The sequence below is a fragment of the Bacillus sp. BML-BC051 genome, assembly GCF_019656175.1.
GTDB lineage: Bacteria > Bacillota > Bacilli > Bacillales > Bacillaceae_G > Bacillus_A > Bacillus_A mobilis.
In genome coordinates this window covers 1-11102 of the sequence record NZ_BPLI01000121.1, presented here as the reverse complement: position 1 = coordinate 11102, position 11102 = coordinate 1, and the positions used below count along the sequence as shown (strand labels likewise).

Annotated in this window: 10 protein-coding genes; 9 read left to right on the top strand and 1 reads right to left on the bottom strand. The window is 34.5% G+C overall.

Going from position 1 to position 11102, the window contains the following annotated elements; all coding sequences use genetic code 11:
• Positions 1–29: 29 nt before the first annotated feature.
• Entirely contained in the window at positions 30–611 is a 582-nt protein-coding gene (locus K5S59_RS29270; protein ID WP_120449952.1) for a DJ-1/PfpI family protein, read from the bottom strand.
• A 142-nt stretch (positions 612–753) separates the two neighbouring features.
• On the opposite strand from K5S59_RS29270, the gene K5S59_RS29265 reads away from it, so the two are divergent.
• The 9 genes from K5S59_RS29265 to K5S59_RS29225 all read left to right on the top strand — a co-directional run.
• On the top strand, positions 754–1191 hold the full coding sequence (locus tag K5S59_RS29265) for an Lrp/AsnC family transcriptional regulator (protein ID WP_000372087.1): 438 nt from the start codon (positions 754–756) through the stop codon (positions 1189–1191).
• Between the two features lie 420 nt (positions 1192–1611).
• The gene (gntK, locus tag K5S59_RS29260) at positions 1612–3150 is read left to right on the top strand and encodes a gluconokinase (RefSeq protein WP_098259047.1); all 1539 of its coding nucleotides are present in this window, start codon (positions 1612–1614) and stop codon (positions 3148–3150) included.
• 14 nt (positions 3151–3164) lie between these two features.
• Positions 3165–4514 carry a GntP family permease gene (locus tag K5S59_RS29255; protein ID WP_120449954.1) on the top strand — a complete coding sequence of 450 codons (1350 nt, stop codon included), beginning with the start codon at positions 3165–3167 and terminating at the stop codon, positions 4512–4514.
• 18 nt (positions 4515–4532) lie between these two features.
• Positions 4533–5429, top strand: a complete 897-nt coding sequence (gnd, locus tag K5S59_RS29250; RefSeq protein WP_000765991.1) for a phosphogluconate dehydrogenase (NAD(+)-dependent, decarboxylating) — start codon at positions 4533–4535, stop codon at positions 5427–5429.
• 271 nt (positions 5430–5700) lie between these two features.
• Positions 5701–6921 (top strand): tetratricopeptide repeat-containing glycosyltransferase, encoded by a 1221-nt coding sequence (locus tag K5S59_RS29245; RefSeq protein WP_098259046.1) that lies wholly within the window; start codon positions 5701–5703, stop codon positions 6919–6921.
• Between the two features lie 34 nt (positions 6922–6955).
• A complete protein-coding gene (locus tag K5S59_RS29240; protein WP_120449956.1) occupies positions 6956–8107 on the top strand; it encodes a CgeB family protein in 1152 nt (383 codons plus the stop codon).
• Positions 8108–8255: 148 nt separating this feature from the next.
• Positions 8256–8792, top strand: a complete 537-nt coding sequence (locus K5S59_RS29235; RefSeq protein WP_000780350.1) for an NADPH-dependent FMN reductase — start codon at positions 8256–8258, stop codon at positions 8790–8792.
• A gap of 1 nt (position 8793) precedes the next feature.
• Complete coding sequence (locus K5S59_RS29230) at positions 8794–10023, top strand: MFS transporter (RefSeq protein WP_001139651.1); 1230 nt, start codon at positions 8794–8796, stop codon at positions 10021–10023.
• A gap of 170 nt (positions 10024–10193) precedes the next feature.
• A partial coding sequence (locus K5S59_RS29225; protein WP_483298346.1) for a nuclease/transposase family protein occupies positions 10194–11102 on the top strand: 909 nt, incomplete at its 3' end.

The window sequence follows — 11102 nt, the reverse complement described above, 5'->3', positions numbered from 1 at the left end:
AGAATTATCTCTTTGTTGAAGTTTAATGTTTAAAACCCCATAAGATTCTTTACATGTTTAGCGTTCTGTTTAGATGTTAATTTTTCAAGTAATAAAAATGCAACATCAAAAGCTGTACCTGGATTTGAAGATGTAATAATATTTCCATCTTGAACAATTAAATCATTTTGTACTTTTGCACCGAAATTCTTTAACTGCTCTTTTCGTTTACTCGTTGGATGACTGTATGTGGTAGCTTTTTTATCTATAAGAATTCCACTTTTACCAAGCGCTAATGATGCAACACAAATACTTGCAATAGGCTTCTGTTTGGCATGAAAATGTTGAATAACATGTAAGAATTCTTTACTGTATGCATCCCGATAAAAGCCAGATTCTTCAAACCCTCCTGGAATAGCTAGTGCATCAAACTCATTCAATTGAATATTATCAATCGTTTTTTCGGGTATGACAGTAAAATTCCAAGTACAGGTTAATTTATCCCGAAGACCAACTGTTATGACCTCGGTCGATCCATCACCTTCCCACGTATTCCAACCTAGTACGTCAGTAAATACACTAGCTTCTACTGCTTCAAATCCGTCAGCTAATAATAATAAAATCTTTTTCATATCGTAAATCGCCTCCTAATATCCTTATTTTATATAAATATAAAAAGCTGATGAATAAGTTAAATAAGGATTTTTGGTTGTTTGTCTTTATTATATAAAGGATTTAGGTTATTCTATTTTATAAAAAAAGGTTGGGTAGTTTATGGATCAAATTGATAAAAAAATCGTGGGGTTATTACAGTCAAATGCAAAAATTTCAATGAAGGATTTAGCTGAAGCAGTTCATTTATCTTCTCCGTCAGTAATTGAGCGAGTAAGGAAGTTAGAGGAGCAACAAATTATTGAAGGTTACCATGCACATGTTTCTCTAAAAAAAATTAATCGTCCAATTTCGGCACTTATATTGTTTAAATCAACGAATTGTAAATCATTATCTAACTTTTGCTATAATCATCCAGATGTAATTGAGTGTTACAGAGTAGCAGGGGAAATTAGCTATATTGTCAAATTAGCAACTTATTCTGTAGAAAGTTTAGAAAAGTTTATTGATGATTCGATGCAATATGGTACGCCATCAACAAATATCGTGTTATCTTCACATGAAAAAAAGATAATTGATCCCTTTATTAGTGAAGAATAAAAATACTGGCCTAATTAATTAACCATTGCTTACTTAATAAGCTTTTAAAAATAGCCCTTATTTTTCGGACTTGTATAAAAAATAAGGGTCTTTAATCAGTTTTCTTAGCCTGATGCCTAAGTTACGTAACACTTAAATCGCTTTCCAACTCCTTTTCATGCAAATGAGTAGAACGTAAAGAAGGACTCTGTATGTGTTCTTAATGAAAAAAAAGAGTGTGTTGCGTAACGAATATAAAGCAAATTTATTGCGGGGAAAATCTAAATTTAGTATGTAAGTGAAATGGAATGAGGGGATTTATTTTTTTGAATGAAAAAAATTTTCTTTTTAAAACTTGATTAAAGAAAAAATATTTTATATACTAATTCATGTAAACGGTTTACTAGATCGTATTTTGCTAGAAACGAAGGGAAGATTCGCATGGAAACAAGGGGGAGAGTTATCGGGATTGATATCGGTACCACAAGTACAAAAACGGTTGTGTTCACAGAAAAAGGAAAAGTCGTTGCATCACATGCAGTTGATTATCCAATTATTCAACCGAAAGTCGGGTGGGCTGAGCAAGATCCTGATGTAATATGTGCTGCTGTATATAAAACTGTAAGCGTTGCCATCGAAAAAGGTAACGTGTTACCAGAAGATATTTCTTCAATCGGTATTAGTACAGCGATGCACGCATTAATTGCAGTAGATGAAAATGGTGTGCCATTAACGCGTTCTATCATTTGGGCAGATAATCGAAGTACGAAGCAATCAGAAAAATTATTACAACATATGAATGGGCATGACATTTATAGACGAACGGGTACACCAATTCATCCGATGTCGCCGCTTTGTAAATTATTGTGGATGAAAGAGGAAGAGCCAGAATTATACGCGAGTGCTTATAAATTTATTTCCATTAAAGAGTATGTTTTGTATCAATTATTCTCACGTTACGTAGTGGATTATTCGATAGCATCTGCTACTGGGTTATTTAATTTAGAAACATTAAACTGGGATGAAGATGTTTTAACGATGTTACATATGTCACCAGAACAATTATCAACACCTGTGCCAACTACATATATTTTATCGGGGATGAAACCTGAATTAGCACAAAGAATGGGCATTCGTGAAGATACTCCAGTTGTTATTGGTGCAAGTGATGGTGTTCTTGCGAATGTAGGCGTTGGGGCAATATCGGCTGGATCGGCTGCAATTACGATTGGAACAAGTGGTGCGGTTCGAACAATTTCATCAAGTGTTAATACAGATGAAAAAGGAAGAACATTTTGTTATGCATTAACAGACGAGCACTGGGTGATCGGCGGACCAACGAATAACGGCGGAATATTATTGAGATGGTTACGTGATGAATTTGGTAGCCCAGAACAAGAAGTTGCAAGGAAGCTTGGCATTGATCCATATGATTTATTAATTAAGTATGCGGAAAGTGTACCAGCTGGAGCGGGTGGATTGCTATTTTTACCGTTTCTTTCTGGAGAACGTGCACCTTACTGGAATGCAAATGCGCGTGGTACATTCTTTGGAATTAATCTTCAGCATAAACGAGAACATTTTATACGAGCAGTCATGGAAGGTGTTTGTATGAGCGTATATTCTGTTGCACTCGCAATTAGGGATTGTACAGGGCCACTTACTGAAATACGCGTTTCAGGAGGGTTTGCGAAATCTGCATTTTGGAGACAAATGCTATCCGATATGATGGGAAAAGAATTGCTTGTTCCTGAAAGTCATGAAGCATCTGCGCTTGGGGCAGCGGCAGTTGCTTTATATGCTGTAGGAAAAATTGATTCTCTTGAAGAGGTAAAGGATTGGATTGATATTGTACATCACCATGTACCGAATAAAGAAAATACGGCTATATATTTAGAAATGTTTTATATGTATGAACGACTTTACAATCGCTTGAAAGAAGAATTTGATTGTATAGCTGCTTTCCAACGTAAACAATAGGGGGATTGGGAGAAATGGTAGTTGGGATCGTACTAGCGGCAGTTGTCATACTACTTTTACTTATTACGGTAGTAAAATGGCATCCATTTGTCGCGTTAATTTTAACAGCAATTGGTGTAGGGCTAGCAATGGGAATGCCATTGATTGGAAATTCACCAAAAGATCCAGGGATTATCGATTCTATTAAACTAGGGCTTGGTAATACGTTAGGGTTTTTAGCGATAGTTTTAGCATTAGGAACGATGCTTGGAAAAATGATGGCCGAATCTGGTGGTGCTGAACGAATTGCTAACACATTAATTGGGCGTTTTGGGAAAAAACGTGTTCACTGGGCAATGATGTTTGTTGCATTTTTAGTAGGGATTCCAGTATTTTTCCAAGTTGGATTTGTACTATTAATTCCATTAGTATTTACAATTGCGTTAGAAACCGGGGTATCACTTATTACAATCGGTATTCCACTAGTAGCAGGACTATCTGTTGTACACGGACTCGTGCCACCGCATCCAGCAGCGATGGCAGCGGTAGGTATTTTTAAAGCAGATGTAGGGAAAACAATTTTATATGCATTAATTGTCGGATTTCCAACTGCAATCATTTCAGGTCCGCTTTACGGGAAATGGATTGGTGCTCGTATACATAAAGAAGTGCCATTAGATATAGCAGAGCAATTTATTGAAAGAGATAAGAAGAAGGAACTTCCTAGTTTCGGAAATACATTGTTTACTATTTTACTTCCAGTATTTCTAATGCTAGGTGCATCGATTGCGGAAGTTGCGCTAAGTAAATCAAGTCAACTTGCACAAGTATTACACTTTATTGGAGATCCAATCGTCGCATTATTAATTGCAACGATATATTCTTTCTTTAGTCTTGGTTATGCAAAAGGTTTCTCAAAAGATAAAGTATTACAATTTACAAATGATTGTTTAGGGCCTATTGCGAACATACTGTTAGTTATCGGTGCAGGCGGCGCGTTTAATAAAGTATTATTAGATTCTGGAATTGGAACGACAATCGCAGAAATGGCGAAAGAATCTCATATTTCACCGATATTATTAGGTTGGGGAATTGCGGCACTTATCCGAATTGCGACGGGATCTGCTACAGTTTCTATGATGACAGCAGCTGGAATTGTAGCACCGATTGCAGCAAGTACACCAGGTGTAAACGTTGAACTATTAGCACTTGCAACAGGTGCAGGATCATTAATTTTATCACATGTAAATGATTCTGGATTTTGGATGATTAAAGAGTATTTCGGAATGACTGTGAAGGAAACATTATTAACATGGACTGCAATGGAGACAATATTATCTGTTGTAGCACTTGGACTAATTTCGTTATTAAATATATTTGTATAGAATGGGAGATTGATTAATATGAAACTAGGTTTAATTGGATTAGGAAAAATGGGATTCCCATTAGCAGAACATTTATATGAAGACAAGCATGAAGTAGTTGTATACGATGTAAATAAAGAGCTTGTTGAAAAGGCTGGGGCTTTAGGGATTACTGCTCGTCATACATTAAAAGAAATGATTGCTGAACTAGAAGCTCCGCGTACAATTTGGGTAATGGTACCTGCGGGAGAAGTTGTTGAATCAGTATTAAAAGATGTGTATCCATTATTAGAGGAAGGCGATATCGTTATTGAAGGTGGAAATTCATTCTATAAAGATACGTTACGCCGTGCGGAAGAAGCGAAAAGCTTTGGTTTACATTACGTAGATATCGGAACATCAGGCGGTGTAGAAGGAGCTAGAGACGGTGCTTGCTTAATGGTTGGTGGAGAAAAAGAAATTTACGATCAATTAGAACCTTTATTTAAAGATTTAGCAGTAGAGAATGGGTATTCTTATGCAGGCCGCGTCGGAAGTGGTCATTTCTTAAAAATGGTTCATAACGGCATTGAGTACGGCATGATGCAAGCAATCGCTGAAGGATTTGAAGTATTAGATAAAAGTGATTTTGATTTCAATTATGAAGATGTTGCAAAAGTATGGGCAAACGGATCAGTTATCCGTGGTTGGTTAATGGACTTAACTGAAAAGGCATTTGCAGAGGATCCTAAACTAGATGGTATTAAAGGGGTAATGAACTCTTCAGGAGAAGGGAAATGGACTGTGGAAACCGCACTTGAACTTCAAGCGGCAGCACCAGTAATCGCAATGTCATTATTTATGCGTTACCGTTCTCAAGAAGATGATACATTCCACGGAAAAGTAGTTTCAGCTCTTCGTAATCAGTTCGGTGGACATGAAGTTGTGAAAAAATAGGAAATGATTTTGAAAAGAAACTTGTGTATAAGCGCAAGTTTCTTTTTTTATAGTGTAAGAAATTTCTAATTTATAAATACCAATCAATCATTGTTTATTTGTACTGATTGTATCAAATATAAAGGGAAGTATGAAAGATGTCCCAACATAAAAATAAGAATAAATAAAATGAAGTTTTCATAAATAGTAAAAGGATGGTTATGTCATCAGTGAAGCTATGAAATAGTGTTACATATGAAAAGAGCGTGTTAATAAAATATGAGGTGGTTAAATGGGAAATGAGCAAGTAAAGAATGCAGGAGAAGAAAAAAAGTTATGTCTTTGTATGATTGTTAAAAACGAGTCTAGAATTATGGAAAGATGTTTAAATGCTACAAAATCAATTGTAGATTTTGTTTCTATTTGTGATACGGGATCAACTGATAATACACCTGAAATTATTGAAAATTGGTGTAAAGAAAATGAAGTCCCTGGAACAGTTCATCATGAACCATTTAAAAACTTTGGTTATAACAGAAGTTTAGCTGTTTCATTGGCACAAAAAACATATCCAGAAGCAGATTATTTATTAATATTAGATGCGGATATGATATTAGAAGTTGATCCTGATTTTGATAAGACTAGTTTAACAGAAGACCATTATCTTACATTGCAATATGATATTCATATTAAGTATTGGCTTACACGCCTTCTAAAAGCTTCTTTACCATGGAAATCTGTCGGTGTTACTCATGAGTATTGGGATATAGATCGTTCAAAAGTTGATGCGAATTATGTTACGAGAGTAGATAGGCTAGAGACACTTGTCGTTAACGATCCTGGAGATGGTGGGAGTAAAGCTGATAAATTTGAGAGAGATGAGAGGTTGTTGTTACAAGGATTGAGTGATCCAGAAACAACGCCAGATTTGCATATAAGATATTTATTTTATTTAGCCCAAACTTATTTTCATTTAAGTCAACTTGAAGATTCGATTAAATGGTATAAAAAACGAGTGGAAGCAGGGGGATGGGTTGAAGAGGTGTTCTATTCGTTATTGCGAATAGGATTTTGTTATGAACAATTAGCAAACCGTTCAGCAAATAAACAATATGAAGTAACAGAAGCTGATGAAATAGCAAATGCAAAGAATCAAGAAGAGCAATATACAGCATTAGCTATTCTTTATTTTCAAAAAGCGTGGGAATATAGACCAACTCGGGCTGAACCATTATACCAGCTTGCAAGAATGTATCGATTAAAATCTCAAAATAATATTGCTTTGATGTATGCGTTGCAAGGGAAGGAAATTCCTTTTCCGAAAAATGACCTTCTATTTGTAGATTATCATGTGTATGATTACTTATTTGACTATGAGATTTCTATAAGTGCTTTTTATATACCGCATAAAAAACATTTAGGTGCAGTATCACAAAAATATTTGGAATCGAAAAAAGAAGAGTTACCGTTGCATATAGCAAATATGGTAGAAAGTAATGCGAAATTTTATTAAATACAATTTCGGTTAAAGGAGTAGTGGAATAATCATGGAATTAATACGATGGGCGCTTGAATTAGGTGAATCTGTGCATGGAAATACGTATGAAGAATTGATGCCACTACTAGATTACTATTATGATCGTGATCATTTAAAAGCGTATTGTGTCGCAAACCTTCTTTTAGACATGGACGCCTCAGATGAGCATCGGCAAAGAATTGAATTAAGAAGGTGCATTGCTGCTTATTATGCTGGATTATATAAAGTAGCAAGAAAACATGCAAATGAGCTTTTACTGAAATATCCGGATGTGGATTTATATAAAAATAATTTAAGGTTAATGGAAGCTTATTTGAATAAAGAATATGATTATTGTCTTTTTATATGCCCAAAGACGTATGGAAGTTTTATAGATGTTGCACGAGCTTTGAAATGGCGATTGGAGCAGGAAGGAAATACAGCAATTATATCAGAAACAATACTAGAAAATGTGAAAAATACAATTGTTTTTGGAGCGCATACATATGCACATAACCCGAATCTACTTCCGAAAAATGCAATTATTTATAATTTAGAACAGCTATATGAAGGAAGTCCTTATGCGCATCCCTTTTATTTAATGTTATTAAAAGATAAGGAAATTTGGGATTATAGTAAACAAAATATAGCATGGTTAAAACAAAAAGGGGTAGGAAAAGAAATAAAACATGTAGGAATGAACTATGCTCCAATTTTGGAAATAAAAAAAGATGCATTTGAAGATGAGATTACTGAAGATATTGATATACTGTTTATAGGTGCTCTTAATCCGAGGCGGCAAGCTATTTTTGATCAATTGAAGGCAGCTGCTCCAAATTTAAATATAGTTTTTAAAAATAATGCGTGGGGAATTGCTAGAAATGAGCTGATTGCTAGGTCTAAAATTATATTAAATATTCATTTTTACTTGTCAGGTATTCTTGAAACACCTCGGATATCTTATGCAGTGGCAAATAGAAAGTTTATTATTTCGGAAAATAGTAATCCAGAGGACGAGATGGAGTGGCCAGGAATTTTGTTTACTTCGTACGAAAAAATAATAGAAAATATTTTGAAATATATAGCCTTACCAGGAGAACGTAATAAATTAGCAGAAAAAGCGTATACCCATTTTGAAGCGAATGGAAGCAGAGGTATACTGAGTCATAAGGGTGGAGAATAGTAATTGTGAAGAACTCATACTTTCGTATGAGTTCTTTTTTTGCCTATCATACTATTTTATCAAGCTAGTTCCCTCTTTATATTGTATTTTGTATAGAAATTTCTGATAATATATAAGTGTAACTTGAAAACAAAGGGGAGAAATAATTATGAAACTAGTCGTTATTAACGGTACACCAAGAAAATTCGGTAGAACGCGTGTGGTGGCAAAATATATTGCTGATCAATTTGAAGGGGAGTTATACGATTTAGCAGCAGAGGAACTGCCTTTATATAATGGGGAAGAATCACAACGTGAATTAGAAGCGGTAAAAAAATTAAAGGCGTTAGTGAAAACTGCAGACGGTGTAGTACTATGTACACCTGAATATCATAATGCAATGAGTGGTGCGTTGAAAAATTCGTTAGATTACTTAAGTAGTAGTGAATTTGTTCATAAACCAGTCGCATTACTTGCAGTTGCAGGAGGCGGTAAAGGTGGAATTAACGCATTAAACAGTATGCGCACTGTTGCTAGAGGGGTATACGCAAATGCCATCCCAAAACAAGTTGTGCTTGATGGACTTCATGTACAAGACGGTGAACTGGGAGAAGATGCAAAACCATTAATTCATGATTTAGTTAAAGAATTAAAAGCATATATGGGCGTATATAAAGAGGTGAAAAAACAACTAGGAGTTGAGTGATATGCCATCTCTGTATAAAGATTCACGCTTGTATTTTATTCTAGGGGCCAATAGTTTATCAGCTATTGGTTCCGGAATTGTTATGATAACGATTCCGTGGTTGTTAATTAAAGAGAGTGGTGGAGATACAACGTTTGGTTATGTTTCCATCATCGCAACTCTTATTATGTTTTTATTAACACCGTTTATTGGGCAAAGTATTGATCGTTTTTCAAGAAAATCTTTATTATTATGTAATGAAGGTATTGGAATAGTCGTTATAGGAATGATGGCTATATGGGGATTTACTGGGCAACCTTATCATTCAATTCACTATATTCTTATATATATAGCAGGGTCATTTTACTATTTATTATTTTATCCTACAATATTTGCGTTCAACCAAGAGATATTTCAAGCAGAACATTATAAAAATTTAAGTGGAACAATGGAAATACAAGGACAGTTAACGCAAGTTATATCAGGAGCGGCTGCAAGCTTTCTTATTGAAATCATTTCTTTAAAATGGATTTTGTTAGTAGATATGTTAACTTTTGCAGGAGCATTCATCCTTTTCTTATGTATACCGTACGTAAAGAAAAAGGAAGTAAAAAAGAAAGTAACATTTAAGAAGCAATTGTTCGAAGGAATTCACTTCATGCAAAAGCGTCCGAAGTTCTTTTGGTTTTTACTTGCGACTTATATGCCTTTTATCGGTGTTATGATGGCAAATTATTTAATCCCGGTATACATTTCAGATATATTAAAAGCCAGTGCCTCAGTATACGCAATAGAAGGTATGATGTACGGTGTCGGAGCGGTTCTTGCGGGAATAAGTATTCCAATTATGATGAAATATATCAAAATAGAAATTTCAATCGTCATGACGATGTTCCTATATGTAATTTCAATTACCGCAATGATTATTGAACCTTCCGTAATGTTGTTATATGGACTTGCAATTTTTCATGCAATTGGAAATGCGGGTACAAGAGTCGCAAGAAATGTATTGATGATGGAGGAAATTCCAAACGAAGTAATGGGACGTGTAGACAGCTTATTTCGATTAATTGGTACAGGAATACGAATTGTATTATTAATGCTGTTTACAGCTGGTGTATCTAAAACTGGGGTAATGCTCCCGTTTTACGTACTTAGCTGTATATTGATTCTATCATTAGGAATTGCTCTTTATTATGTATATTCACAACGTAAAGTAGGGACGAACGTTTCTAATAAATCAATCGTTTAAAAAACCTTCTGCCTTCCAATCTTTTTCTATCATTCCTTTCGAGAGGACTCCCACCTCTAAACGTAAGTGAAGGTGGTGAGGTGAATCGAAAGAAATATTTTATTTTCGAGAAAAAAACGGAAACGTATGTTCTTTTTTGCTATAATATCCTTAACAAGGAGGTGAATAAAATGACAAAGGAAAACCCATCAAACTATAAAACTCTTCAAATTTGGATTAAAAAAGGGCATCGTATGTATTCTTATTTTCAAGAATGTTGTCATAACGCTAAGAACATGTACAACACCACAAACTTTTATATACGCCAGGTGTACACTGGATTAACACAAGAAAAAGAGTCGCAGCCTTTGCAAAAAGAAGTTCTGGATAATATTCATAAAAATATTGGTAAGATGAATGACACACAACTTCTTGCCTATCAGAAGAAATTGGAAAAAGAGAAATTAAAGCCTAAAGAAGAACAGAAAGAGATTACATGTAATTTGTTTTCAGAACCTAATTTTGAAAACCCTTATGTAGATTACAACTTTCTAGATGCACTATTTAAGACTATGATTCAAAATGATTATCGAGCTTTGCCTACGCAATGTAGCCAGTCAATCATGAAAGGTTTGTTCCAAAATTGGAAATCTTTTTTTGCTAGTTTAAAAGACTATAAAAAGAATCCAAACAAATATGCTGGAATGCCTAGGATCCCAAAGTATATTCGTTCTTCTGAAAAAGAGATTCTGTATACAAACCAAGATTGCATCATTAAAAACGGTAGATTTTTAAAGTTTCCAAAGACGAAATTACAATTAAATATTGGGAAACTAGATTTCACTGAAGGTAAACTGAAACAAGTTCGTGTGATTCCAAAATACAATGAATATGTAGTGGAATTGGTAATTGATGTTCCTTCTGAACAACAAATTATTGAAGAGAATGCTCGTTATATGAGTATTGATTTAGGGATTGATAACCTTGCAACCATCGTAACAAACACAGGTATGAAACCTGTCCTTGTTAAGGGCAAACATGTCAAAAGTATAAATCAATATTACAACAAAATGAAGAGTCATTTTACAAGCATTCTTAGA